Annotated in this window: 22 protein-coding genes; 13 read left to right on the top strand and 9 right to left on the bottom strand. The window is 68.3% G+C overall.

Features of this window, described 5'->3' with window-relative positions; genetic code table 11:
* Positions 1 to 695 precede the first annotated feature (695 nt).
* The 8 genes from OHA34_RS26415 to OHA34_RS26380 all read left to right on the top strand — a co-directional run bounded on the left by OHA34_RS26415 (position 696) and on the right by OHA34_RS26380 (position 8,361).
* Entirely contained in the window at positions 696 to 1,364 is a 669-nt protein-coding gene (locus OHA34_RS26415; RefSeq protein ID WP_329519232.1) for a hypothetical protein, read from the top strand.
* An 84-nt stretch (positions 1,365 to 1,448) separates the two neighbouring features.
* Positions 1,449 to 2,255, top strand: coding sequence for an SCO family protein (locus tag OHA34_RS26410; RefSeq protein WP_329519231.1), 807 nt, complete (start codon positions 1,449 to 1,451; stop codon positions 2,253 to 2,255).
* Positions 2,252 to 2,710, top strand: coding sequence for a copper chaperone PCu(A)C (locus tag OHA34_RS26405; protein WP_285938897.1), 459 nt, complete (start codon positions 2,252 to 2,254; stop codon positions 2,708 to 2,710). The genes OHA34_RS26410 and OHA34_RS26405 overlap by 4 nt, the downstream gene beginning before the upstream one ends.
* A gap of 78 nt (positions 2,711 to 2,788) precedes the next feature.
* Positions 2,789 to 4,030, top strand: a complete 1,242-nt coding sequence (efeB, locus tag OHA34_RS26400; RefSeq protein ID WP_329519230.1) for an iron uptake transporter deferrochelatase/peroxidase subunit — start codon at positions 2,789 to 2,791, stop codon at positions 4,028 to 4,030.
* 510 nt (positions 4,031 to 4,540) lie between these two features.
* Positions 4,541 to 4,744 (top strand): hypothetical protein, encoded by a 204-nt coding sequence (locus OHA34_RS26395; protein ID WP_285938899.1) that lies wholly within the window; start codon positions 4,541 to 4,543, stop codon positions 4,742 to 4,744.
* A 71-nt stretch (positions 4,745 to 4,815) separates the two neighbouring features.
* The gene (locus OHA34_RS26390; protein ID WP_285938900.1) at positions 4,816 to 5,136 is read left to right on the top strand and encodes a hypothetical protein; all 321 of its coding nucleotides are present in this window, start codon (positions 4,816 to 4,818) and stop codon (positions 5,134 to 5,136) included.
* A gap of 76 nt (positions 5,137 to 5,212) precedes the next feature.
* The gene (locus OHA34_RS26385; RefSeq protein WP_285938901.1) at positions 5,213 to 5,923 is read left to right on the top strand and encodes a hypothetical protein; all 711 of its coding nucleotides are present in this window, start codon (positions 5,213 to 5,215) and stop codon (positions 5,921 to 5,923) included.
* A gap of 398 nt (positions 5,924 to 6,321) precedes the next feature.
* Positions 6,322 to 8,361, top strand: a complete 2,040-nt coding sequence (locus OHA34_RS26380; protein WP_329519229.1) for a sensor histidine kinase — start codon at positions 6,322 to 6,324, stop codon at positions 8,359 to 8,361.
* A gap of 26 nt (positions 8,362 to 8,387) precedes the next feature.
* Here OHA34_RS26380 and OHA34_RS26375 read toward each other — a convergent pair whose 3' ends face one another.
* Entirely contained in the window at positions 8,388 to 8,747 is a 360-nt protein-coding gene (locus OHA34_RS26375) for a response regulator (protein WP_285938903.1), read from the bottom strand.
* Between the two features lie 246 nt (positions 8,748 to 8,993).
* On the opposite strand from OHA34_RS26375, the gene OHA34_RS26370 reads away from it, so the two are divergent.
* On the top strand, positions 8,994 to 9,689 hold the full coding sequence (locus OHA34_RS26370) for a response regulator transcription factor (protein ID WP_329519228.1): 696 nt from the start codon (positions 8,994 to 8,996) through the stop codon (positions 9,687 to 9,689).
* Here the strand turns inward: OHA34_RS26370 and OHA34_RS26365 are convergent.
* A complete protein-coding gene (locus OHA34_RS26365; protein ID WP_285938905.1) occupies positions 9,661 to 10,398 on the bottom strand; it encodes a hypothetical protein in 738 nt (245 codons plus the stop codon). The genes OHA34_RS26370 and OHA34_RS26365 overlap by 29 nt on opposite strands.
* A 1,292-nt stretch (positions 10,399 to 11,690) precedes the next feature.
* On the opposite strand from OHA34_RS26365, the gene OHA34_RS26360 reads away from it, so the two are divergent.
* Positions 11,691 to 12,587: a sigma-70 family RNA polymerase sigma factor gene (locus OHA34_RS26360; protein ID WP_285938906.1), complete on the top strand. Its 897-nt coding sequence runs from the start codon at positions 11,691 to 11,693 to the stop codon at positions 12,585 to 12,587.
* 236 nt (positions 12,588 to 12,823) lie between these two features.
* On the opposite strand, the gene OHA34_RS26355 is transcribed toward OHA34_RS26360, so the two are convergent.
* The 7 genes from OHA34_RS26355 to OHA34_RS26325 form a co-directional block, all read right to left on the bottom strand.
* Positions 12,824 to 13,177: a hypothetical protein gene (locus tag OHA34_RS26355; protein ID WP_285938907.1), complete on the bottom strand. Its 354-nt coding sequence runs from the start codon at positions 13,175 to 13,177 to the stop codon at positions 12,824 to 12,826.
* A gap of 325 nt (positions 13,178 to 13,502) precedes the next feature.
* Complete coding sequence (locus tag OHA34_RS26350; RefSeq protein WP_285938908.1) at positions 13,503 to 15,074, bottom strand: ATP/GTP-binding protein; 1,572 nt, start codon at positions 15,072 to 15,074, stop codon at positions 13,503 to 13,505.
* The gene (locus OHA34_RS26345; RefSeq protein WP_329519227.1) at positions 15,071 to 16,552 is read right to left on the bottom strand and encodes an SCO6880 family protein; all 1,482 of its coding nucleotides are present in this window, start codon (positions 16,550 to 16,552) and stop codon (positions 15,071 to 15,073) included. The genes OHA34_RS26350 and OHA34_RS26345 overlap by 4 nt, the downstream gene beginning before the upstream one ends.
* A gap of 37 nt (positions 16,553 to 16,589) precedes the next feature.
* Positions 16,590 to 18,044: a hypothetical protein gene (locus OHA34_RS26340; RefSeq protein ID WP_329519226.1), complete on the bottom strand. Its 1,455-nt coding sequence runs from the start codon at positions 18,042 to 18,044 to the stop codon at positions 16,590 to 16,592.
* A gap of 67 nt (positions 18,045 to 18,111) precedes the next feature.
* On the bottom strand, positions 18,112 to 19,137 hold the full coding sequence (locus tag OHA34_RS26335; protein WP_329519225.1) for a hypothetical protein: 1,026 nt from the start codon (positions 19,135 to 19,137) through the stop codon (positions 18,112 to 18,114).
* A 110-nt stretch (positions 19,138 to 19,247) separates the two neighbouring features.
* On the bottom strand, positions 19,248 to 19,574 hold the full coding sequence (locus OHA34_RS26330) for a hypothetical protein (RefSeq protein ID WP_329519224.1): 327 nt from the start codon (positions 19,572 to 19,574) through the stop codon (positions 19,248 to 19,250).
* A 537-nt stretch (positions 19,575 to 20,111) separates the two neighbouring features.
* A complete protein-coding gene (locus OHA34_RS26325) occupies positions 20,112 to 20,744 on the bottom strand; it encodes a DUF6668 family protein (RefSeq protein WP_285938913.1) in 633 nt (210 codons plus the stop codon).
* 289 nt (positions 20,745 to 21,033) lie between these two features.
* On the opposite strand from OHA34_RS26325, the gene OHA34_RS26320 reads away from it, so the two are divergent.
* From OHA34_RS26320 to OHA34_RS26310, 3 genes are all read left to right on the top strand, one after another.
* A complete protein-coding gene (locus OHA34_RS26320) occupies positions 21,034 to 22,272 on the top strand; it encodes a lytic transglycosylase domain-containing protein (protein ID WP_329519223.1) in 1,239 nt (412 codons plus the stop codon).
* A 52-nt stretch (positions 22,273 to 22,324) separates the two neighbouring features.
* Positions 22,325 to 22,909, top strand: a complete 585-nt coding sequence (locus tag OHA34_RS26315) for a hypothetical protein (RefSeq protein ID WP_285938915.1) — start codon at positions 22,325 to 22,327, stop codon at positions 22,907 to 22,909.
* A gap of 143 nt (positions 22,910 to 23,052) precedes the next feature.
* Positions 23,053 to 24,855 carry a type IV secretory system conjugative DNA transfer family protein gene (locus tag OHA34_RS26310; RefSeq protein ID WP_285938916.1) on the top strand — a complete coding sequence of 601 codons (1,803 nt, stop codon included), beginning with the start codon at positions 23,053 to 23,055 and terminating at the stop codon, positions 24,853 to 24,855.
* Positions 24,856 to 24,971 lie beyond the last annotated feature (116 nt).

Genomic DNA, 24,971 nt, shown 5'->3' with positions numbered 1-24,971 from the left:
TCGACATGGACGGAACGGCACGGTCTATCCCCAGGCAGCACCCTCCGGCATGGCATTTCTGGACTTTTAGTCCGTAGGTTGTGGGTTCGAGTCCCACGCGACCCGCCCCCCTGACCAGGACAAACAAAGAAAGTGCCCGCTTCGCCCCCAGTCGGGTATGCCCACTTCGTCCCCGTGTTGGCTCGGCGGCTCACGGTGGGTTCAAGACCGGCCGAGCACTCGCCCTCGCAACCCATGGTCCGATCACATCGAGGCGGCCATCGACACCCACGTCCATGCCACCCTCCCCGCCGCGGCGTCCGCCCGCCTGGAACAGCCGGACGCTTGCCGCAGCGATTCGTGAGGGGCGGCAGTCGTCGGCCCTCACGCGGGATGGTGGTCGCCGACGAACGTCCGCAACGCGGTGACGCGGCTGCCGTCGAGGCAGGCAGCCGCTCCCACCAGGGCAAGGCGGTAAACCATCCTGTGGCCGCCCGGCCTTCCTGGAGGTGTTCGGCGACTCCACAAAGGGGCTGTGGCCCTCGGCCGCTTCGGGGCGCGGCGTGACCGCGAACGTATGTGTACTACGGTTTGTAGTAGACAGGGGTCGTGAAGGCGGGAGACGTCGTGAGGACGGGTGTCCCGCTGCGGACAAGGGATCATCGGATGCGCCATCTCGTGCTCGATGCCGGTCGGCGTCCGCGCGGGCTCGCGCGATGACGGACGCGATGACCGGCGTGGGGCGCGCGGACCCGGGAATGCGGTCACTGCGAGCGGCGGTGTTCTCGACCGTATGCGTGGCTTTGTCGGCGCTGGCGCACGGCGCCACGTCCGGAGCCGGGCTGCCGTGGTGGTCCCTGGCCGGCGGGTGGCTTCTGCTGCTCGGCATGGCCGTGCCGGCGGCCGGCCGGGAGCGTTCGAGGCCGGCGATCACCGCGATGCTGCTCTGCGGGCAGATGTTCTTGCATGCGGTGTTCTCGTTCGGGCAGTGCGGGACCTCTGTCGAAGCGTCGGCCGCTCCGCCCGAGGGGACCCTGTCCGCTCATGCCTCGGCCGGGCACTCCCTTCTCGCGGGCCTGATGCCCGGTCCGGCCATGTTCTTCGCGCACCTGGCCTGTGCCTTCGTTCTCGGGTGGGTCGTGCATCGTGGCGAGCGCACGGTGTGGCGGCTGGTGCGGGTGTCGATGCGGACGGCGGGCGTGGTCACGGCGCCGCTGGCCGCGTTGCTCGCGGCCGTGTTCGCGCCGACTGGCCGCGCCGTGCCGGCCGATGCCCGCTTCCGCGTGTTCGACCGTTCGAGAACCGATCCTCCGAAGAGCGAGACCGTCCTTCTGGACCACGCGGTGATCCGGCGCGGCCCACCAGCCGTGGGCCGCGTGAGCTGACGGATCCGGTACGGCGTGGCCGTACCGGTCCTTCCCAACGCGCGCTCCAACCTGCGGCGACGTCTCGCCGCGGGTCGTCCCTGAGTGACCTCGCCCGGCCGCACCGACGTGTGCCGGCCGGATGCATCCATGCGCCGTCGTGCCTTGCCGCGCGGCGTCACCTCTTTGGAGGCTTCATTGCGTGCCTTCTCGCGCGCCCCGGTTCGGCCGACCCGCCGACCGGCGCTTTCCACCCGCCGGGTGACCGGCACCGCCGTCCGGCTCGGCGCCGTCGCGGCGCTCTGTCTGACCGCCGCCGCTTGTGCCGGTGGGCAGCCGTCGTCCGGCGAACGCCCCGCCGCCGCCACGAGCCCCTCCTCTTCCGACGGCGCCATCCGGCTCGACCTGCCGCTGCCCAAACCCGCGCTGACGCTCACCGATGACGAGGGCCGCCCCTTCGACTTCGTGGCGCGGACCGCGGGAAGGCCAGTCCTGCTGTACTTCGGCTACACCCACTGCCCGGACGTGTGCCCGACGACGATGGCCGACATCGCCAACGCGGTGAAGACACTGCCGGAGGCCGACGCGGAACGGCTGCGGGTGGTCTTTGTCACGACCGATCCGAAGCGCGACACGTCCAAACGGCTGAACGAGTGGCTCGCCGCATTCGACGCGCGCTTCACCGGTCTGACCGGCGACTTCGACGCCGTTCAGAAGGCGGCGCGCAGCGTCGGCGTCGCGGTGGAGAAGCCGGTGGAGGGCGCCGACGGCGACATCACCGCCACCCATGGCGCGCAGGTCCTGGCGTTCTCCCCTGCCGATGGCAAGGCCCACCTCATCTACACCTCGGGCACGCCGTCCCAGCGGTACACCGCGGACCTGCCGAAGATCGTCAAGGGGGAGACGGCATGAGACGGACGATCGCCGCCCTGACGGCGCTCCTGCTCGCCGCCGGGACGTCCGCCTGCGCGTCGGATGACGGGACGTCGGCCGATGATCGGCCGCGCCTCGCGGTGTCGGGCGCCTACGTGCCGGAGCCGCCGCTGGCGGACATGGCCGCCGGATACCTCACGGTCGCCAACACCGGAAAGGCCGCCGACGAGCTGGTCTCGGCGACGAGCGACATCGCGACGGACGTGTCGCTGCACACCACGACGTCGGTCGGCGCGATGAAAGAGGTCAAGGGCATGGCCGTCCCCGCGGGCGGCAGGCTCGTGCTCGAGACCGGCGGCGATCACCTGATGCTGATGGGGCTGAAGCGCAAGCCGAAGTCCGGTGAGACGGTCACGTTCGTCCTGCGTTTCGCCACCTCCGCGCCCATCACCGTGCGGGCGCAGGTCGAACCGGCGGGCAATCGAAGGCACTGACCCCGTCCGATCCCGAACCCGCCGCGTGCGCCGGGCACCGCGCCCCGCGCACGCGGCGCGTCCCAAAGGAGAACGACGATGAACGAATCGAACGCATGGCGGGGCATCTCCCGCCGGCGGCTGCTCGGCGCGGCGGGCGGAACCGGCGTCGCCGGACTCGCCGCCGGTGGCCTGGCCGGGTTCGCCGGGCAGCGCCTGGCGGGGGACGACGGACCGCCGCTCACCGCCGTCGGCGCCACCGCCGTCCCCTTCCACGGCCGCCACCAGGCGGGGATCACCACCCCGCTCCAGGCGTCCGGATACCTGGTCGCCTTCGACCTGCGCCCGGGAACAGGCCGCGGGGCCGTCGCCGGCCTGATGCGCCGCTGGACGGCCGCGGCCGCGGCGATGACGGCCGGGCAACCGCCCGCGAGGGACGACCACATCGCGCTGGACGCCGGACCGTCCTCCCTCACGGTGACGTTCGGCTTCGGCCGCTCCCTCTTCGCCAGGATCGGACTCGGCGACCGGACGCCCGCCGCGCTGGTGCCCGTCCCGCCTTTCCCCGCGGACGCCCTCGACCCGGCACGGAGCGACGGCGACCTGTGGGTGCAGATCGGTGCCGACGACCCCCTGGTCGCCGCGCACGCGCTGCGCGTCCTGCACCGAGGAGCGTCCGGCACGGCACGGATGCGCTGGCAGATGAGCGGCTTCAACCGGGCCCGGGGCGCCACCGGCCGTCCGATGACGGGCCGCAACCTCATGGGCCAGGTCGACGGCACCGGCAACCCGCGCCCATCCGACCCCGGTTTCGACACCGCGGTCTTCGTCACGGGCGGCACGGGCCCGCACGCCTGGATGAACGGCGGGTCCTACGCGGTCGTGCGACGCATCAGGATGCTGCTGGACGTCTGGGAGAAGCTGCCCCTCGACAGGCAGGAACGCGTCATCGGCCGCCGCAAGGCCGACGGCGCACCCCTGTCCGGAGGCACCGAGACGACCCCGGTCGACCTCACCGCCGTCGGGCCGGACGGAGCACTCGCGATCCCCGGCGACGCCCACGTCCGCGCCGCCGCCCCGCAATCGAACAACGGCGCGACGATGCTGCGCCGCAGCTTCTCCTACCACGACGGTCTCCGCCCCGACGGCGCCCCCGACGCCGGCCTGCTGTTCGTCGCCTGGCAGGCGGACCCGACCGCCGGATTCATCCAGGTCCAGCGCAAACTCGACGGCGCCGACGGCCTCACCCGCTTCCTCCGCCACGAGGCCAGCGCGATATTCGCCGTCCCCGGCGGCGCAGCCCCCGGCGAGTACGTCGGCCAGCGCCTGCTGGAGCCTTGAGTGGACGCACCGCGTCTGGTCCTGTCACTTCCGTCCGTTGTGGCGCTGTCCCTGCCGAGAACCTCGTCCGTTCAGGTCAAGCGGCATGCTCGTACTCGTTGAGGGTTCCGCCCAGACATTGCGTTCTTCGGATGAGGTTCCCCCCATAGCACGGCCACCTGGGGTGAGATGGGCAGCGCGTGGGAACACAAGGCCGCGATCGACCGACTACGCGAGCAGGGCCGAGGGCAGGTCGACGAGAACGCCCTGTTTGCGGTGGTGGAGCAGATGCGCCGCCTCACGAGGAAGCCGCCGCCAAGACATGCGGAGCCCGTAAGGTCCGCCGGGATCGGGAACGCCCTCGTCAGACGCCGACCCGCTCGGCCCCGGTCACCGTCCGGTTCCCCCTGCCGAGAGCGGTCCCGAACCGGGGCGATCGTGGCCGAGCCGCTCGAGGTGATCGAACAGTGGTGACGCCGGGCCCGGGCGTGGAGGCGGTGGAGATGGAGCTCGGCGAGACCCAACCTGCTGTTGCTCGGACCGACTACCCGCGTCTACCGGGTCCGCAAGCCGTACAAGGCCGCCAAGAACTCGCGGCTGGTCGAGACGGCCGTGGACGGCGAGGGGACGGTGTATCTCACCACGTACTACGACACGCCCACGGACGAGCCGGCGGCGCCCCTCCGCCCGCGTCGGCGACGTGGTCACGATCCGGGCGGACGGCACCGTAGGTAGACTCGCCCTGCCGGAGCGGACCACCGGGATCCCGAGCAGCCTCGCCTCAATGGACCTTTACACGATGACGAGTGACGGTGCCGGACGGGGTGTACATCTACACCGGCGACAAGCACGCGAGCTATATCGTCCACCTTCACGCGGGTACGGCGGAGGTCGTCGCACGACACCTCGACAGAAACAAAGGCGGATGCCAGGTGCCCTCGCGCCCGGTGGACGCCATGAACCTGTCCTGCGACCTGTCTTGGATCATGGCCGCCTACCGGCCTGGCAGCCTGGTCATGGCGGGAGCCGACTTCATTCTCCAGATCGCCACCAGAGGCCGCTCTCGTTCACGCCAGCGACGCCGGACGGCTCTGCGCCTGCGCTCCACCTGCGGGACCACGAGTTGAGCCTGCGCACCATCGCCGCCCGGCTCGTGGCCGCATGCGCCGGGCTGACCCCGTTCATCCCCGTGAAAGGCGCAGCATGACCGCTCCGAACTCGCGGCAGGAACCACGGTCCGTCAGCCCACGCCCCGAGGGGGCGGGTGACGCCGCCGGGGAGGCTTTCGGGTTCGCTCCCGCGTCCGCGCCCACCCCCGAACGGCCTCGCCGCATCGGACTGTGGGGCGCGCCGACCTGCGGGAAGACCACGTTCCTCGCGGCGCTGCGGATCGCCGCCGAGGAGGGCGAGTACGACGTCCGGCTCATCGGCTGCAACCGCGCGTCCACCGAGTTCCTCGCCGAGAACACCCACAAGCTGAAGATCGAGCGCCGGTTCGTCTCGGCGACCAAGAAGCTGCCGCCGAACCTGGCCTGGCAGCCGCACGGCACGCACATCCAGAAGGTGCCGGGCAAGAGGCTGTGTTGGAAGCGGCGCCGTCCAGTGTCGTACTCGGTGATGCTGGACATGATGGACGCCCCCGGCGGCATGTTCAGCAGCGACCCGGCGGACCGGGCCGCCGCACCAGAGTCGTCCGCATCACCATCACCAGGGTCCGTTGGTGCGGGCGGCCCTGACGGCCTCGCCCGACCGGGTCCACACGGTCCGCCCGGCCACCCCGATTTCAGCGGGCCATTCTCCACCTTTCAGCCGGACACGCCGCCATATTCCGGCAGGACCCCGCACGCCTGCTCCGCCGCCGGGGCGGCCAGGTCGGGGGCTTTACGCGCACCAAGGGGCGCGAGCTCGGCCTGACGACGCGGCGCACGGCGTTCCGCCATCCCCGTCCCGGCAAGTGAGCCGGCCCGCAAGCAAGTGAATCCGATTTGTTGCAGCGGCGGACATTGAGCGGACGATCGTCGGTGACGACGTATCAAGAAAGTCTCGTCCGACCTCGCCTCAGCCTCTGCAGAGAAGACGACAAGCAACGTTTCTGGATGCCTCGTGCTCAACTCAGACACCACTCCAACACGCTCCCAGGTGCACACCTTTTCACCCGCATTGATGGATCGGCGAACGAAGGAGCAGAATTTTGTTCGGGAAGAGGCGCGACGACGGGTCGTCTGTGAACCTGATGACCGCCTCCTTTCCGGTGTTGAGGAAATGGAAGCGCCGAACCGGCCGCAGGATGCGTTTTTCCGTATGAGGGCATGATGAGACTCTCCCGACTCACCTCCGGCCGAACCGCGGTCTGGTTCTCCCGGCCGCCCTCGGTGGTCACCTCCCTGGTGGTCTTCATGGCGCCCCTGGGTTACTGCCTCGTCCAGTCCTGGCTCCTGGCGCCGGTGGGCGCCGCGGCCGTCCTGTTCGGCGAGGCCGTGCTGCTGCCCGCGAGGCGGTGGAGAATCGTGCTGGACGCGGCCACGACCCTGCTCACCCTGTTCATCACGGGTCTTGTGACGGTCCAGCCCGCCGGGTTGCCCGGACGGGCACCGAGTGCGACGCAGGTGGTCCTTCTCGTGGTGGCCGCACTGCTGATCGTCGCGATCATGGGCCGGTCCGTGCACGCTCCACTGATCGCGGAAAACCTGGTGGAAGCGGCCTGCGCCGTCGGATTCGCGCTTCTCGTCCTCATGGCCGTCCGGACCGAGGAGGTCGTGTGGGCGTTCCTGGCCCTGATTCCAGCCGCAATATTCTATTCTGAGACCCGTGTCCTGAGGACCCGAGAGACGGCAACCAGTACGGCCGAGCGGCTGCTGCAACTGCCTTACGTCATGCCCCAAGGGCATGCGGAGCCGGCGGACCTAGCCCCATTTGCAGAGGATCTGCGTAAGATCACGAGATCCGGTGTGCTCTGGCTGCACACGTCCCTTCCGGCAGGCGAGATATGGATCAAAGCCTCCGCCGAGGGCATGACCCGATACCGTCAGCGGCCGGAACAGCTGACCTTGTTCGAACAGCAGGCGCCGCACCCACATCCGTGCCTTGTGAACAAGGACGTTCTGCCTGCCGGATGGCGCGTCGGCGTGCATTTCCCGCTGGAAGCCCCGCGGGACCACGTCGCTGGCTACCTGCTGATGGGATGGACGCGGAGCACTGGCCTGTATTTGAGCTTCCGGGTCCTTTCCGGTGTCTTGGACGGAGCGATCAGGGGGGCGGCCCGGGCGCTAGGCGCCTACTGGGCCAACGCCTGGGCGGCCCACGAACTCGAAGCCGAACGGGCACGGCTCAGCGCGGCCATCGATCACTCGGATGTCGCGACCCTCGTGCTCGGCACGTCCGTCGTGGTGTGGAACTCCGCGATGGCCGCACTGACGAACATCCCCGCGGACGAGGCGATCGGCCGTCAGACCAAGGACCTCTTCACCCTGGCCTACGAGGACGGCCGCCCGATCGAACTCGCCCATGGACTGACGGGAACGCCAAGGCTGACCACCCGGGACGGGCGTCTTCTGTGGGTGGAGGTCTCGTGCTCGGCCGCTTCCGGCCCCGAGTCGGGCGAGCTGCTCACGGCCGTGTTCGTGGACAAGTCGGCGAGGCGGCAACTGGACCACATGCGGCACCTGCTACTGGTCTCCGTGCATCATGAGTTGCACGGCCCGCTCACCACGATCCGCGGGCATGCGCAGCTACTCGAGACGGCCGTCACGAACCAGGACGACGCCGAGTCGATCGGCGCGATCCTCGACTCGGTGGAGATGATGCAGCACATCATCGCCGACTTGGTGTTCGTCATCGACGGAGACCCCTCCGCATGGCCTGTCGCGGTGGAGGGGGACATCGAGATGTCGAAACTGCTGCGCCGGACCCTGCAGAGCGTGCCCTCCGTGGCGGCGCGCACGGTGATCAGTGCGCCGTCGCAGGTCGTCGTGCGCGGCGATCCCGTCCGGCTGCGGCAGTGCCTGGTACTCGTCCTCGGTAACGCGGAGAAGTACGCCCCCGAGGGCAAGATCACCGTGGAGGCGCGGGAGGAGTCGGGGCACGGCGTGCTCACGATCTGCGACGAAGGACCGGGCATCCCCGCCGCGGAACTCCGTTCCGCACTCATGCCCTACTACCGGTCGGCCGCCACGCAGGATCTTCCGGGCTCAGGGGTCGGCCTGCACATCGCCAACTTTCTCATGACCTCGATGCGCGGGCGGATCGAACTGGGCACCGCACCGTCGGGCGGGCTCAAGGTCGAACTCTGGCTTCCCCTCGCGTCGACCGGGCATGACCAGGGCGACGAGCCGCGGACCGATTCTTCAGAGTGAGGCGGGCGCCGTCGTGGAGGCGCGCGTCACCCTGATGCCAGTTCGACGAGCACCCGGCGTAGTTCCACGAGTTCGAAGGGCTTGGCGAGGACACGGGTCAGCACACCGTCATCCAGATGCAGTGAGGAGCGAGCGGCCGCGGTCAGGACGAGAACCGGGAGTTCGGCCGTGTGGGCGTGCCGGCGAAGCCGGGCCAGGACTTCGGCGCCGTCCATGTCGGGAAGCATGCGGTCGAGGATCAGCAGGTCCGGCGGGCGGGCCGGGTCCACGAGCAGGCGCCAGCCTTCATGGCCGTTCCCGGCGAGAACCGGTTCGTGACCGTCGCGTTTCAGAATAGTGCGGAGCAACTGCGCGACCCCGGAGTTCTCAATGATGAGCACCCGCACCCGTTGCCTCCGTCCGGACTTCCAAGATGGTCGCGAGTGAGGGTATCAGCGTGGTTACGGAGTGCTCGCACCGAAACGGGGCCACGGATCCACTTATGTCTCCGCACGAAGGCGCCGCGACGGTGCCGGGGGACGAGACTGTACATAAAGCAGCATTCGTTGGCTGTTTCCTCCCTATTCTGCCCCTGACTGCCCCTGACCGCCCCTTCTACCTGGATAGCATGAAGTATGGCGCGGATACTGGTTGTGGACGACGATCCCCGCCTGCTGAAGGTGGTCTCCACCCTCCTGCGTAGGCATCACCACCGGGTCGAGGCGGTCCCCACTGGAGAACTCGCCCGTCAGGCCCTCCGGCGCGGCAACGTCGACATCACACTGCTGGACGTCAACCTGCCGGACGTCAACGGCCTGTCACTGGTCCTCGAGATGCGCCAGGAGGGGAACGACACCCCGGTGATCCTGCTGACGGTGCGCACCGAAGTGCATGACCAGACGCTCGGGCTGCGGCTCGGCGGAGACGACTACATCGCCAAGCCGTTCAACCCGGAGGTGCTGCTCGCCAGGATCGAGGCCGTCCTGCGGCGCTGCTACGGGATGGGCACCGCCCAGCGCGACGACCCGGCGGACGACAACCTGCTGGAGATCCCCCCCATCGTGATCGATTTCGCGGCTCGGCAGGTTCGTAAGGACGGGGAGGTGGTGCGGCTGGCCCCCCTGGAGTACTCCATCCTGGCGTTCCTCGCCGCCAACCGCGGGCGGGCGGTCTCCAAGGAGGAGCTGATGCTGGACGTCTGGGGCACCAGCCGAGGCGTCACCCGGACGCTCGCCGAGCACATCTCCCGGCTGCGCCGCAAGCTCGGCGTCGGCCTGATCGTCACCCAGATCGGGTACGGATACCTCGTCCCGCGGCATGTCAGAGATGACGAAGCCATAAGTCGGTGACGAGGGCGTCGTCGCCCTCCAGCCGGCACCACATCTGGTGACCGCGCAGCTGCATCGCGATGCACCAGCGGGCCAGCCCGAGCTCCTCACCGACGCTCGTGCCCGCCTGGGCCGGCCAGGGCAGCCCGATCCGAGACCGTGCCTCCTCGAGATCGGACCGGGTCATGTCCGCTGAGACGGAGCGCACGCTGTGCACGGTGAACTCGGCCCCGTGCCGCACGGTGACCTGTTGGTCCGCGACCGCTCCGACAAGGGCCAGGTGGGTGCCGACGGCGTCGGCCACGATCCGGTCCGCGGTCTCTTCGGGCGTTTGCGTGTCCTCCAGATCGGCCAGCAGCCGCCCGAGCCCGTCGATGGCGGAGGCGAGCAGCTCCGCGTCCTCGGCGGCCTCCTCCGGTGCGGACACGTCCCGTCCCCCGGCACAGAAGGTGGCGATGGTGAGCTCACCCGCCAGACGGTGGGCAAGCCCGCGGATGAGTCTGTCGTGCCAGTCCTCCCGTGCCGGCTCCTCGCGCGCGACGACAACGGCGCACGTGGCCGACAGCGGTATCGCGGTGCGGGATCCGCTGGTGAACCGCGACCGCCAGGTGAGGGCCTGACCCGCCGCGACGAGGGAGTCCCGGCCGGCGACGAGGCCGTCATCGACGGTCAGATCCTGGACGCCGCGGGGAGGGACCTCCACCCGGGTGTGTACGAGTAGGGGATGCATCAGCCGACAATTCCCCGGCATCCCGTCGGGACGGGCCGATGGGCCGGGATGGCGGGGTGGCCGGCGACAGGCCGGCCCATCGCCGCACGCCGGTCGATGCCTATCAGTGCACGACGGGCCCGAGCCCCACAAAGGAAGGCGGCACGGTCATCTGGATCCTCGGCGACTTCCAACTTCCCCTCCTCGGGCTTCCGGCCCCGGCAGCTCCGTACCTGCCGGTGCGGCGGCAGGAATAGGGACCGTGCTCCCTGAACACTGAGCTGACTCATGTTAATCGTGGCCTGCACGATAGTGGTTAAGGGGCTGGGTGGACAGCGGGCCTTGGGCAAGGTACGCCACTTCCCGAGGGCGGCGCCACGCTCGAGCAGAGGGACGCACCTTGGCGTGATATCGGTGGTCCGGACAAACTCGGCAATTGCACCGAGTTCGATCCACTACCCACCGGAGCGTGTACGGAATCCGCTCCTCTGTCGACTCGCTCTGATGACACTTGCCCCGCAGCACCGACGATACTGCCAGCGGAAAAGCGGCGTCGCGGAGTCGCGGAGTCAGGGACAACACGGTCACCACACATACACGAAGTGCCGACATTCTTGATGTTCGAGATCACCGCGGCCATCCGCCCAGGTCACCGGCCAAGAGAGCAGCCTGTTCGTACACGGACGACACGCACCGCGATGGTGAAATGACATGATGTCGCGGACTTGGCAAAAGCGCCTCAATATTGCGAGAACACGGGGACCGCGCCGCCAATTTAAATGCCAGCCGAAGCGTATGACCGGTTCGGCTCTCACAGGCTGCCGCGAGCTCAGTAAGTTGCACTTTCAACTACACCTGAAGCGACAAGAGCTGTTTGCTGCGCCGGGGGAATCGTGCTCCGTGACCTGGTTCCGTCGCCGATCGCGAGGAGCGGCCGGACCACGGCGGCCTGACGGCCGTCCGCGAGCACGGCATCACCGTCAGGTCGACACCGACGCTTCTCCTTCGGCGACCGCGTGCTTCAGGGCCCCAGCGGGAGCCTTTCCGACACTTCAACGCGGATTCCAGTCGGGATCAACATGGGATCAACAGTGACGCGGCCCATCGCACACCCGTATGACGGCCGCCGGTCGCCGACAACCGTCTCCACCTGGTGGTTCTCTCTCTCAGCCGCCCCGTAGTGCCAGGGTCGCCGGTGCCGTTCCGGCGTGCCCGGCCCTCAACGAGCATGTCAACAACCCTTTTGAGGCCACCTCCTTCTCCGAGATCGTTTCGTCCGATGGCTGCGTAGATCAGGAGATGAGGGAGTGACGATGGAAACCATGCAGCCGGCCAGCGAGGGCTACCGGGCTTCTGACCGGTTCCGGACACGCAACGAGGAGCTGTTCGCCCGCCGGAGGCCACTCCAGTTGAAGATCACCGACCTGCGCGACAGGTCCGGCACCGGCGAAGCCGCCGCGGTCCGGGAAGCCGCGTTGCGCGAAGCCGAGCGCCAACTCGACGACCTCACCTACGAGATAATGACGGCGAACTTCGGTCTGGTGCGCCGTTACGTCGCCGCGTTCACCTCCCGGTCCTCCGAACACAGTGAGGACTACGAGAGCGCCGGCAAGGTGGGGCTGCTGTGGGCGATCTACTCCTATGACCCGGCGCAGGGCCTGTTCGCGAGCTGGGCGTTCAAGCCGATCCAGCGTGAGGTACTGCGGGCCGTCCGGGACGCCGAGCATCCCAACCTCAACCTTGGCGACTTCGAGAAGCGCCCGGCCATCCTCGCCGCGGAGCGATCGCTACTGGAGGAGGCCGACGAGGGCGCCCCGCCTGCCCACGCCGAGATCGCCAGGCGGGCCGGCGTCGCCGAGGCGCAGGTCCGCCGCGTCCTGGACGCCCCCCGGTTGGACAGCCTCCATGCCTCGGTCAGCGGCAAGGGCGACGAGATGATCTCCCTTGAGGAGCGGCTGGTCGATCCGGCCCAGAACCTGGAGGAAAAGGTAGAGTTGCGGTCGCAGCTCCGCGCCCTCGTCAACCAGGGGTTGCCCAGTCTCGATGCCCGCGAACTCCACGTGCTCACCCGCCGGTTCGGGCTGAACGGCGAGCCGGGGCAGTCGCTCCGCGTCATCGGCGAGCAACTCGGCCTCTCCCGCGAGGGCGTGCGGCAGATCCAGCAAAAGGCCCTGGCCAAGCTGGTCGAACCGGTAGCGGGTGCGATCTGAACACCTCTTCAATTCGAGAGCGTGTCTGACGTGGGTGGTCTGGCCAGTACGGGCACCTGCTCCCTCAACTGACGCCATTGGCAGCCAAGGGAGCAGGGAGATCCTTACAAGAGACTGCTGGCGGCAGCCTCAATGACTACTGTCCGGGGCTTGGGCCCGCACGCATCCATCGGGGCTGAATGATCCCAAGTTCCGGCCCGGCTCCTTCTCAACGAAAGGCTCTGGTCCGTCCCAGCTCACGGGCTCACCTCCGGCTCCGGGTCCAGTACGCGAGCGATCACTGCGGCGGCACCGCGCACATCGTCCACCTGACCGATCTTCGCGCCCCACTCCCACCAGAAGCAGGGCACGTTGCCGGACAGAGGATCCGGGTAGCACTTCACCCGCTCGCTGAACAGTCCGGTCTTCGGGTTGACCACCCGAACCCATGCGCCTTCCGTCGTGCGTTCCATTCGGGCCCGCAATAGCTGTCGAGAGTTCAACTCCGCTGCCAACCGCTCCAGGAACCCATAGGGGTCCTCCTTCGGCCCGTCGAGTTCCTTCCCCGATCGGCCGCCGGTGACCAGGCTCATTTCGGTGGATACCTCCATGTCATGAAGTCGGCCGAAGATTCAACGCCGCAATTCGATCTCGATGCGCTGGACAGAGACGGGTATCCAAACACGCTTTCTCGATCGCGGCGGCCAAGGTCCCGGAAGGCGACTCCCGTTGCCGGTCTCGGTTCATCGCCTTCCCTTTCCCAGGTTGACTCCTCGTATCAGCTACCGTCCGGGCATCGCGGCCGGCCGCAACATTCACTTTCGATCACGCGGGGAGGGATCACCGCCGGGACCGGTGTCGGTCCGCGGCCGTCACCGTCGGGGCCCGTTCGGGACTCAGGGCGGGCCATGGCGGACGGCATCACGACCAGGCTGGTCACCAGCTTCCGGCGGGGCGCCTCGTGGTCGAGTTGGTCCAGCGCTTGTTGGTGTCGTTCACGTTCCTCTCGACGGTGGTCAGCTCCACCTTGAACGGAATGCCGGGACGGCCGCCGACCTTGACCAGGAACCTGCCGCGTCCCGGAGGTTCGCTGTCCTCCTTCAGGTCGGGATTCCAGGAGGACGGCGTCGACCAGTCGATGATCATGCGCTCCTCGATGGACGACAGGCGCACCACTTCGTTCACCATGGGCATCTCGGCCCGCGGCAACCCGCCGCAGATCACCATGCCCGCGCGTTCGGCGAAGCCCTTGGCCTTGAGCCGGTCGGCCTCGTCCGTCAGCGACAGCAGGTCGGCCATGGTGTGCGTGATCATCACCTGGCCGATGCCGCGCTGCCGGTTGAGGCGGGTGAGCGCGTCGACCCGGTCCACCAGGCCGCGCCCGGACCGTAGCACCCGCCACAACTCGTCCAGGACGACGAAGAAATGCCGCTGGGGTTCCAAGCCCTCGTCGGCCAGCGCGTGCGCGACCTCGATCGAGCCGAATCCGTCCGACCAGCACGCCAGCAGGACAGCGGCCTGGAGTTCGGCGTCGGAGTCGTCGATCCCGCTGATGTCGATGCAGACACCTCCCGGGTTGCCCAACTCGATCCCGGTGGTGGTGTGACCCGCGAACGTCTCGCCCATCGGCCCGTCCAGTACCCCGAGCAGCGAGGCGTGCAAGGGGTCGACGGCCGCCCGGTACCGCGCCTCGTCGCCGCGCGCCAGGGTCACGGCGCGGAGCCGTTCCGGCCCCTCGGCGATCACCTTGATGAGATCGGGCAGGATGGGCACGCCGGGGTGACGCTCGTCCAGCACCCGCAGGGCCGCGTTGAGGACGGTGCGCTCGGTGTCCACGATGGGTCCCCCGCGCAGAAGCGTGAGCAGCGCGGCGACCATGTTCAGCCGACGGCCGTGGGCATCGGCGATCAACTTCCGCCGCGCCTCCTCCGGGAGTCTGGCCGCCGCGGCGGACGTCGAACCGGGGTCGAGCACGTTCAACGTGCCCAACCCGCGGCCGAGCTTGATGATCTGCCCGCCCATGGCCCGGACCAGATCGACGTAGTCGGGCTTGAGATCGCCGAGCACCATGGGGAACACCCCTTGCCCGACCAGTCCCACCACCATCCGGCGGATCAGGGTCGACTTGCCCAGCCCCGGCTTGCCCAGCACCAGGGCGGACGGATTGTGGATCAGGTTGGCGCGCTGGAACCACGAGATCGGATCACAGCACAGCGCGGCGCCGGTGGTCAGCTCCCGGCCGAGTGGCACACCGACCATCGGAGTTCCCGACCCGGCTCCGAACGGCCACAGCCCGCACACCTGGACCGTGGTCCCGCGCCACTCCGGAGGCGCCTCGACGTGGGAGGCCCGGCCCCCGCCCCGGCGGCTGAATCCCCTGGATCCAGGTTTGAGCTCGGGCTTGCCGGTCTTCTTCTTGTCCTTGCCCTTCTTGCCCTTCCGGCCGTCCTCTGCGGCGGGCGGCTCTCCGGCCGTGCCGCCGAGGATCGATCCCAGAGAGTCGTTCACAGTGATTCCCTCACCAGCGAAGGGACCTGAATATGGCTGGGAAGAACGATGCCCAGTGGCAGGCCCGCCGCGAACGCCGACGCCTGCGCACCGTACATCCGCCGCAACCGCAGACGCGCGGGAGCCGAGAGCGTGTCGACGGCCGCCGCCGCGATCGGCAGGTCCGCTGCCGAAGGGACGGTGGCGGTGACGAGAATGGTGAACCGGGTCACCCCCGCCCCTCTGGCCTCTTCGAGGGCCGACTGGTCGCTCTTGATGACGTCGATCTCGTTCCGGGCGGCGCTGGCGCTACCGTCGAGACGGAAGCGCGAGTCCCTGCGGTCCCGTTCCACGATCCGGCTGGCGGAGGCCGGATCATGCGGCCGGTAGAGGAAGGTGACGCGCTTGCGCGCGATGTCGTGATGCGGCGCCACCAACCCGCTCATCACGTTGGACAGCACCTCGCCGCGAGGCGCCTCCGACATGCCCCAGGTGATCGAATGGCCACTGTCGTGGACGTAGTGATCCCATGATTCCTGCGACGCGACCGGCCCGACGTCCTCCCAACGCATCTTCGTGTCCCCGGCGGCCTCCATGCTCGACTGCGCGTCCGGGTCGTAGGCGATCCGCACGGCGCGGGCGAGTTGATCCGCGGTCATCGGACGAGCGGATCCGGCGCCGGTCATCGCGAGCCCGGAGATCAACCCGGGGATGCGCATCCCGATCTCCCGGACCATGGCCTCCTGGTCTCGGCGCCTGCCCCCGATCTGCGGCAGGGCCGCGTAGGTGACCGCGATACGGGTGGCGACCCGGGCGCTGCCCACCGGGTAGTTCCAGACGATCTCCTCCAGGGCCGCCCGGGCCAACTCCGGAGCATGGGGATCGATGTTGCCGTGGATCTCCTCCCGGAGGCGTGTTCCGCTGTCAGGGGCGGTCTCGATGGTCACGCTCGCAGCGACCAGGCCCGGCTCGTAGCTCAGCGACGCCAGCCAATGCCCCCAGTGGGAGACCCACGTGTCGACCTGGCTCTGGTCGACCAGCCCCGCCCCCTCGGCGTTGCAGTCGAACACCACGGTGTAGTGCTTCGCGGCCGGGACGATGATCAGGGCGAACGGGCGCCCGTAGGAGTCGTGACCCTCCACCAGCCGGGACTGGGCGAGCAGCCCCGGAAGCCGGCACGAGCCGTGCGGGATGACGCTCAGCGGTCCCGAACGGTAGAGATGCCAACCCTGGGAACGGCCCGACCACCAGTTGAACCGGGCCGTGAGCGACTGGAGCGCGGTCCGCCCGTGCTGGTCCTGGATGACCAGCGGCAGCATGACCACCCCCAGGACGACGACGGCGACCAGGCTGGCCTTCACCGACGCCATCGCGACCAGGGTGATGATGATCAGCCCCACCATGAGGATCAGGGTGCCGGCCAGGCCCAGCCGGCCGATCCCCGGAGAGACCGGCTTGCGCCAGTTCCCATACGTCGGTTCGCGATAGTCGGATGCCACGCCAGATCAGCTCATTCCTTGGCTACGTAGTGCCGGACTACCTGGTGCCGCTCGGGCCGCTGCGTCCGCCGTTGTCACTGCCGCTTGTGCCCCGACCCGAGCCTCCGCTACTGGAGAAATCGGGGGGAGGGGGATTGTAAGGAGGAATGTACGGCGCAGGCGGGGGTGTGTAGGGAGGTACCTCGTAGGGAGCAACCCGCGACGACCCCGTATCTCCGGCAGGGGGTGGATCGCCACCAGGATTACCGGAGGTAGGAGAGGCGCCGGACGGACCACCCGAGGAACCGCCCGAGCTTCCAGCACTGCGCGAACCGCCACGACCACCCGGGTTCGAACCTGCGTTGGGGGCCTGAGGAGCGGTCGGCGCAGAAGTCGATCCACCGCCGCCCGAGCCCCCGGTCGGCCCAGTAGGCGTTCCGCCGCCTCCGCCGCCGCCTCCGCCGCCTCCGCCGCCGCCTCCGCCGCCTCCGCCGCCACCTCCGCCGCCACCTCCGCCGCCTCCGCCGCCGTTGTTTCCGCCGCCGCTGTTTCCGTCGTCGCTTCCACTCGGACCGTTGTTTGAGTTAGGAGTCGATCCACCGCCGCCGGGCACGAACGAGCGGAGCAGAGACATGCCCCGACTTCTCATGGTCACAGAAGTGCCGCCGTACGCGAAATGACCGACCTGGCGGACGCCGAAGGAGCTGTAGCCCTCCGTGGCCGCAGGCATCACGGTGCGCAGGACCGCGGGCAGGGCGAATACCGAGCCGGCGACGAGGGCCAGACCGAAAAGACGGTCGGCCTCATACTTGGACGTCATCAGGCCCAGGGCTGAGGCGTAAATCGTCGCAATGACCGGTTTGACGATGATCAACGAGATCACCATGCCGATGCAACTTCTGTAAGCAGCATCTCCGTACTTGGTGAACCTCGATGCCGCCACCGCTGGGAGGATCCCCACCAGAACTATCAGGGCTCCGCTCCGGAAGAGCATCAAGACAAACTGGATGCACGATGAGATCGCCGCACCGAGGGCGAAGAAGGCGAGGATGAACGACTCGCCATTCTTATCACCGCCGAGCAGTTGGAACCCGCTGTTCCAGTTGTCCTTCCAGGCGTCGCCCTTCGGCTTCATGTGGTTGATGATCAATTGGGAGTACTGATCTCCGGCGATATTCGCCAGATTGACCAGAGTAGCCAGGGTGAGCATGATCACCGCCAGCTCAAAGAACTGCTGGAGCGCTTCCCTGAAGGGTGCACCCTTGCGCTGGATGGCGATACGGAAGGCCGCGACGAGAAGCCCGGCGAACGCAAACGCAGCAATCAGCCAGTTAGTGTACAGACGGAGATCATAAAGGACACCGCCCGGCCCTTTCTCCCCGGTCAGTTGCACATTGTAAGCGCTACCACCACCGCTGATCCACCAGGTCAGGAACAGATCGAAGGATCCCAGTGCCCATTCCCCCAGCTTCTCGACGAGCCAGGTCCATGTATCATCGAGGGCGCCGTTCACCAGGCAGCACCCGGGCGGCGCACAAGGATCGCGGAATTGCTTGGTTCAGGCACGTGGACTCCCAATCTCAGAACGGGTCGACCAGGAGAGAGACAAAGGCGATCGCCACCCCGGAGGCTGCGCTGACGGATGCGATCACCACCCAGCCCAGTTCGGTGAAATTCGCGCCGGCCTCGCCTCTCTTGTGCTTGATCGTCATTCTGCCGCCCACCACGACGAAGCCCGCCACACATCCGCCCAGGACGGTCCAGACCAACCAGCGCAGCATTATCGCCACCGGTCGGGTGACCTTGCCGATGTCAGCCGGGTGGCCACGCGGGAGCGCCAGGTCGGGCCTGGCGTTGATGTCGGGGGGCCTTCCGACGGCAGGCCGGAGTTTCGTTTCCTTCATGAGCTTAGTGGCGTCTTTTTTGCACTGCTCCGGGAACATCCCGCTGGGGTGCTGCCATTGGTCGCAGTACTCCTCCACTCCCCCGACACAGGTGATCTTATCCTGCTCGGACATACCGTCTTTCCAGCAGGCGTTGTTCTCTCGCTCTACCACGGGCCATTCTTTGCTATCGCTGGTGTTGCAGTACCCGTCCAGATCCTCGTTGCTGCGGGCCAGGCATACCTGGAACTTGTACAGCGGCTTCCCCTTCTTGGGCACCTTGTAATTGGGGATAGCGGCCTCGCGGCAATCGCCCTTATTGCCGATGCGCAAGAGCTTATTCATTTTTTTCGTACTCAGAATGCGCAGCGTCAGCGGACTTCCGTCGAGGAATACCCTTCCGCGCACGAGATGGCCGTCCTTGTTTCGGTCACAGATTTGTATGCGACCGCTTGCGCGATCCCACTTGAGGAAGCCACCAGGGTCTGTGTCGATGGTCTCGATCTTCTCCGCCGCGCCCCAGTGAGGCTCTGGCAGCGCCACGAGAGCGACGGTCGTCACCTGGCCCGGCGCCTGGGCGGCCGGAAGGGCGCCGATCGAGAGCTGTACCGGGTCGGTGAGAGTCCAACCGGCAGGCTGGGATCGTTCCGACGAGTCCGAGATACCCGGGACCCGGCCGAGCGCCTCCGGGGCGGAAACAGGCAGCAGGCCGAAGATGACCAATGCGGCGCCCAGCGCAAGGAGTGCGACGAGCCAGGGGGATTCTCGCCGAAGCGGCGGCACTCGACGCCGGCGGCGCTTTCCGCTTTCCGCGGGGGCGCGCCGCGGTCTCATCAGCCCGACCCGATGACGGCCGAGACGAAGAAGTACCCACTCACGGCGGTGATGCAGCCGAATCCGACGATGACCATGCTCTGCACGTGATTCCCCCCTTCGCCCTTCTGGTGCTTGATCGTCATTCTGGCGCCGATGATGACGAACCCTCCCACCCCGCAGAAGAGCGCACCCCATACCCCCCACTTGAGCAAAATCAAGAACGAATTGGCGAACGGTGGTGCTTCGCCCTGACCGGGGTTCGGGATGCCGGGGGCCGCTCTCGAAGCGAGGTATGCCACTTGGTAAACCAGGTTGACCATCCGCGTGGTCATCACATCAAGCATGTGCGTCCTCCGGGTTGATGCGATCGAGATCCTGACCGGACGTGCTGAGGAGAGCGGCGACCTGGCCTGTCCCGAGGGTCACCGAGGCGCGGCGGCCAGTGTCATGGTGCACGCGATGAGAGGCACTCATGCTCGTCCGGCGGGGTCGGGCGCCGGCCGGTACCGTCCGGCGTTCCCGCCGTGGACGATGTGGAGGGCCGAAAAGGCGCCGACTTCCCGTTGGCATGGCAAGAATCGGAGCGCAGTGCCAATGTGATCGGGCTACGTCCGCCACGTGCATGATTGATGACCCCCTCTCAGAAGGGGTCGCGCCGGTCAGAACCGATCCGACGAGACGAACACCTCCCGAGCACAGTTCCGCTCTATGTTCAGGACGGTCCGCGAGCCGGCGCGATCGGCAACCACCGGCAGGCACAAAAATCCGGTGCGAAAATCTGGCGCCGGGCGGGCTGGTCACGGGGCGGCCACCGCTGGGAGCGCGGGGACGGCGAAGTGCCTGCTGAGAGCCTCAACGCGGCGGTGGCGGAGCCCCCTCCCTCACCCTGCGATCATGCCGTCCACGTCGCGGATCAGACGGGAGTAGGCAGGAGGAGGCTTCGCCCTGTCCGGAGGATCACCGAGGCGGAAGGCCTCCACCCACGGGAGCTCCCATAGCCGGGGGACCCCGCCGGCGATCAGACGCACGAGGTCGGACAGCGGTTTCGGACGTTTCCCGGGAGCGTCGGCGATCACCACCAGGCCGAGCAGCTGCACGCTCGGGAGCACGCCCGCGGCCCACTGGCCCACGGCGGCCTGGGCGGCCTGCAACCCGGCCGCGTGGCTACGCGCGACCAGCAGTACCCGGGACCGTCCGGGCGGTAGGGGCGCCGGCCAGTAGCGTCCCGCGCTCGCGCTGTTGGCGACGAAAGCCGCCAGCGTGGACGTGCCGGCCCCACCATGGCAGGAGGAGAGCCAGAGGTCGGGGCCTTGGCCGCTGTAGGTGGCCAACCCGAGCGTGCTCTGCGGCGAGGGGCCCCGATCCGCGGGTATGACCGCCTGCGCGACGAAACCTCCGCTGGGCGCCTCCTCCTGCCGGTATGCCTGCGGTGTCGTGCCCGCCATGGTCGGCGGAGCCTCGTGGCCGGTCCCCTCGTACCCCCGGGCGCCGCTCGGTGGTGGCGGCATCCCCATGGCCCCCTCCAAAAGAGTCACAAGCGGCTTGCGCGTTCGAATTCGACCGTCCGTGGATCGTCGCCATCTTCAACCTCGCGACACGCTCGGATCCGCTGGATCCCGCCCGGCGTGATGGCCCGCTCACCCTCCGGCTCGGTCTGGGGCCGGTCGGGGCCGCCGTCTGGGGCGCCGCCGCCGGAGGCACCTTGCGTATCCGTCCGATGACCACACTGTCTTGATCGCAGGGTCGGTGGGTCGGCGGGAGGTGGCACATGCCCGGAGAACGGGCCGACGGCGGGGGATCCCCATGAAGAACATGCTGAAGAAACTCATCCTGAGAAAGCTCGTCCTGGCATCTCTTACAGTCTGGTCAGGCTGCTTTGGCGTGTTGCTCATGATGGTGATGTTCGTCGCCGTTGCGGCCGTGGCGATCCAGATCATCCATTCATCCTCCGACCTGACCCAATGCGGATCGGCGAACGCCTCCGGCCCGGAGCAGATGAGCGACGCGCCGAAGTCGAGCCCCATGATGACGGGCCCGAGCGTTCTACCCGCCGCCTACACCGTGGGCCTGGTTTCGGGACCGCTCGGCGCCAAGACCGCGCAGAACGTCGCCTTGGAATCCGGCAATGCCGCGAACAGCATCCCCACGAACTATGTCGCTTACTACAAGGCCGCAGGAGCGAAGTACGGCATCCCCTGGTCCGTGCTCGCCGGAGTCGGGAAGCTCGAGACCGACCACGGCCGTTCCAAGCTGCCGGGAGTCACCTCGGGGGAGAACTACGCCGGCGCGGGCGGCCCGATGCAGTTCATACCGGGCACCTGGAAAGCCTACGCAGTCGACGGCCCGGAATACGACTCCAAACTGCCCGGCGACCACATGGGAAAGCCCGACGGGAAGAAGAGCCGTTACGACCCGGCGGACGCCATTCCCGCCGCCGCCAAGTATCTGCGGGCGCTCGGCGCGGCCGCAAATGCCAAAAGAGCACTCTGGACGTACAATGGTTCCGCCGACAGCTCCTGGGGTTACGCGGACAACGTGCTGTCGTGGGCCAAAAAGTACGACCAGGGGTTGTCGCTCGGCCCCGTGAACGCCCCCGCATCCTCCTGCGCCGCCGGATTCGGCGACAGCGGCGGTTCGGCGCCCGGATCAGTCTGCCCCAGCGGCACGGACCTGGACGCGGAACACATGACCAGGCGGATGACCTGCGTCCGCGACCAGATCAAAGCCCAGTTCAGGATCCCTCGCGGGATCGGCTGCTACCGGCCTGACGGCGGCATCGCCGGCGGCGGCGAACACCCCCGCGGCCGCGCCTGCGACTTCATGATCAGCTCAGGGTCGCCCGAACCCGACGAAGTCAAACGCGGCTACAACATCGCCAACTGGGCCAAGGGCAACGCCAAACGCCTCGGCATCGACTACATCATCTACCGCCAGCACATCTGGAACCCCACCCGGGCCAGCGAGGGATGGCGGCCGATGGAAGACCGCGGCGGGCTGACGGCCAACCACTTCGACCACGTCCACATCTCCGTGCTGCCCTGACCGCCCGACCGACCCGCAGCACGACCTCGCGCACCGACTTCAGGAGGATCCCATGGCCGCCCCCGGCCGCCCGCCGCGCGTCGCCTTCCTCGCCGTACTCGGCTGCGCCGTCACCGCCTGCGGGGCGCCCCGAGCCGCACCGGAGGCCCACTCCGCCCCCACTACCGCGACCTCCTCGCCTGCACCCGCGACCGCGTCCCCGGCGGTGCCCGGCGGTCTGCCCGACCTCACCCGGCTCGACCAGCACGACGCCACCGCGGTGTCCGAGACGGCGCTCACCCTGATGTGGACCGTCGACTCCACCACCGACCACGGCCAGCTCGACGCCTACCGGCGAGCGATCCCCCTGCTGGACAGTGTCTACGCGGCGGCCATCACCGGCCAGGCCGGCGGCGGCGTTCCCGGGCGATGGAGCGGCCACCGTGCCTACGCCAGGGTTCGCCTCACCCGGCAGAGTCCCCAAGGCGACGTCGCCGCCGACACTCCCACGCTGGCGCACCGGCAATGGAAGATCGCCGTCACGCCCACCGGCCGGGACGGGTGGAAGGACACCCCCGTCCACGCGACCGCGTTCGTCACTCTCAAGCGCGCGGAGCCGAGCGCCCCGTGGCGCGTGTCGGCGGTGGGGACCACCTGAACCGGCACTTCAACGAGAGACCACCGAACGGGCCCGGCCGTGCGACCCCGTGACCGGGGAGCGGCCGGTCCGCGCCCGGCGGAAACGGCATTCGCCGCGGCCCGAGAACAGACACGTTTGGACCCAACGATTTAGGAGGCTCTGTGGCCGGTAATGACGACGACGACGTGTACATACTCTTCCTCGGCATCGCTCTGTCGGTAGCGCTGCTGGGCGGAGTGGGCAGTTTCCTGACCTGGCTGGCGGGTCAGGTGTCCGGCGTCATCGCAGGCGGTGGATGGCCGGATTCCAGCCCCACGGACTGCTTTGACATCGCCTTCAAGCTCGTCCGTCATCCCAGCGATCCGCAGGGGGCGTGGCCGCCCGCCGCCGCGGCGGCCCTGGGGTCCGGGGCCGTCTTCTTCACCCTGCTCGCCGTGTTCCTCACGGTGGCGGCGGTGGGGACCATCTTCCTGGTGCGAGTGTTCCTGAATGTGCGGCGCCACCGGCCGGTCCGGCGCCTCCGCCTCGGATACGCCTCCGGGTGGGAGGTCCGCAGGCTGCTGAGCGCCCGGGCCGTCCAGAACAAGGCAGGGCAGGTCCGTCCGTCCACGCACGGCCAGCCCGCCCGCACGGTGAAGCCGGAGGATGTCGGCTTCTACCTCGGCAGGGACATCCGGTCCCGGCGGAAGCTGTACGCATCCCTGGAGCACACGGCGGTCATCGTCGCGCCACCGCGGCAGGGAAAGGACGTCCACTTCGTCACGCCGTTCACCATCGACGCGCCGGGCCCCTGCATCGTCACCTCCTCCCGGCGGGAGACGTTCATCAACACCGCCATGATGCGGGCGCAGTACGGCGAGGTGTACGTGTTCGACCCGTACAACTGGACCGGATGGCCGAACCGGATGCGCTGGTCACCGCTCCAGGGATGCGAGGACCCGAACGTGTGCGCGGTCAGGTCCGGGACGCTCGTGCAGTCGAGCGGTTTCGACATCGCGCGGGAAGGGAGCAGCACGCTCAGCGGTGTCGTCACCCTCATCCGCTGCCTGCTGCACGCCGGTGCGATCGGCAAACTCAACTTCCGTGAGGTGATGCGCTGGGTCTACGAGGCCAGCGGGGAGCAGGCTCTCGAGATCCTGCGCCAGGGCGAGCGCGAGGGCCGGGTCGCGGCAGGATACCCGGGGCAACTGGAGTTCAACATGCGGAACGAGCGCCTGTGGTCCGGGGTGATCCAGGCCATGCACTGCTTCTCGCACCCCAACGTCTTGGAGGACTGCTGCCCGGAGCCCGGAGAGGAGTTCGACTTCGTCAACTTCCTCAAGGGCCGGAACACCCTGTACTTCGTCGCCAAGAGGCAGAGCGACTGGGGCGGCATCTACCCCATCGTCACCACGATCCTCGAACAGTACTTCCGATCGGCGCGCGGTACGGCGATGAAGAGCCCGACGGGTCGTCTCGACCCACCGCTGACCTTCGAGCTCAACCAGGTGGCCGACGTCTTCGTTTCGGGCGGCCTGCCCACCTACATGGGCGAGTCCGGCGGCTACTCCATCGCCGTGCACCTCTACCTGACGTCGCTGGCGGAGGCCCGCGCCAAGTTCGGAGCGGACGGCACCGCGGCCCTGCTGGACAACGCCGCCATCAAGATCATCTCAGGGGGCGCCGGTACGGCCAAGGACCTCTCCGACCTCTCCGATCTCGTGGGCAAGCACGATGGAAAGCAGATCCTGACCCCCGACGAGCTGCGGACCATGCCCTTCGGCCGCGCGGTCGTCGTCGCCGACACCGCCCGTCCCGTCGAGATGTGGCTGACCCCCTGGTGGAAGCGCAAGGACCGGGACGCCATCGCCAGCGGCAAGGCGGCGGTCGAAGCGATGATCAGCCAGATGAACGCCCCGTCGGCGCCCGCGGCCACCGTGCCGGTCGACGAGGACGAGGACGAGGATTCATCGATCGTGTGGTGAGGAGGACGTCCGGGGGTTGCGGTGAAGGCCGGTGGCCGGACGGTCCATCTGTGGGCCGTACGTGCAGTGGCCGATCCAGGCGGCCGGTGCCGCACCCGGAGCGCCGGCCGGGCCAG

It is taken from the genome of Spirillospora sp. NBC_01491, from assembly GCF_036227065.1.
GTDB classification, from domain to species: domain Bacteria; phylum Actinomycetota; class Actinomycetes; order Streptosporangiales; family Streptosporangiaceae; genus Spirillospora; species Spirillospora xylanilytica.
This window is presented reverse-complemented; position numbering and strand designations above follow the sequence as displayed.

Excerpts from the sequence above, each read along its gene's own strand:
- OHA34_RS26325 (WP_285938913.1), bottom strand. The coding sequence starts at position 20,744 with ATGGGGATGCCGCCACCACCGAGCGGCGCCCGGGGGTACGAGGGGACC.
- OHA34_RS26320 (WP_329519223.1), top strand. The coding sequence starts at position 21,034 with ATGAAGAACATGCTGAAGAAACTCATCCTGAGAAAGCTCGTCCTGGCA.
- OHA34_RS26365 (WP_285938905.1), bottom strand. The coding sequence starts at position 10,398 with ATGCATCCCCTACTCGTACACACCCGGGTGGAGGTCCCTCCCCGCGGC.
- OHA34_RS26355 (WP_285938907.1), bottom strand. The coding sequence starts at position 13,177 with ATGGAGGTATCCACCGAAATGAGCCTGGTCACCGGCGGCCGATCGGGG.
- OHA34_RS26330 (WP_329519224.1), bottom strand. The coding sequence starts at position 19,574 with ATGCTTGATGTGATGACCACGCGGATGGTCAACCTGGTTTACCAAGTG.
- OHA34_RS26415 (WP_329519232.1), top strand. The coding sequence starts at position 696 with ATGACGGACGCGATGACCGGCGTGGGGCGCGCGGACCCGGGAATGCGG.
- OHA34_RS26380 (WP_329519229.1), top strand. The coding sequence starts at position 6,322 with ATGAGACTCTCCCGACTCACCTCCGGCCGAACCGCGGTCTGGTTCTCC.
- OHA34_RS26385 (WP_285938901.1), top strand. The coding sequence starts at position 5,213 with ATGACCGCTCCGAACTCGCGGCAGGAACCACGGTCCGTCAGCCCACGC.
- OHA34_RS26315 (WP_285938915.1), top strand. The coding sequence starts at position 22,325 with ATGGCCGCCCCCGGCCGCCCGCCGCGCGTCGCCTTCCTCGCCGTACTC.
- efeB (WP_329519230.1), top strand. The coding sequence starts at position 2,789 with ATGAACGAATCGAACGCATGGCGGGGCATCTCCCGCCGGCGGCTGCTC.
- OHA34_RS26360 (WP_285938906.1), top strand. The coding sequence starts at position 11,691 with ATGGAAACCATGCAGCCGGCCAGCGAGGGCTACCGGGCTTCTGACCGG.
- OHA34_RS26405 (WP_285938897.1), top strand. The coding sequence starts at position 2,252 with ATGAGACGGACGATCGCCGCCCTGACGGCGCTCCTGCTCGCCGCCGGG.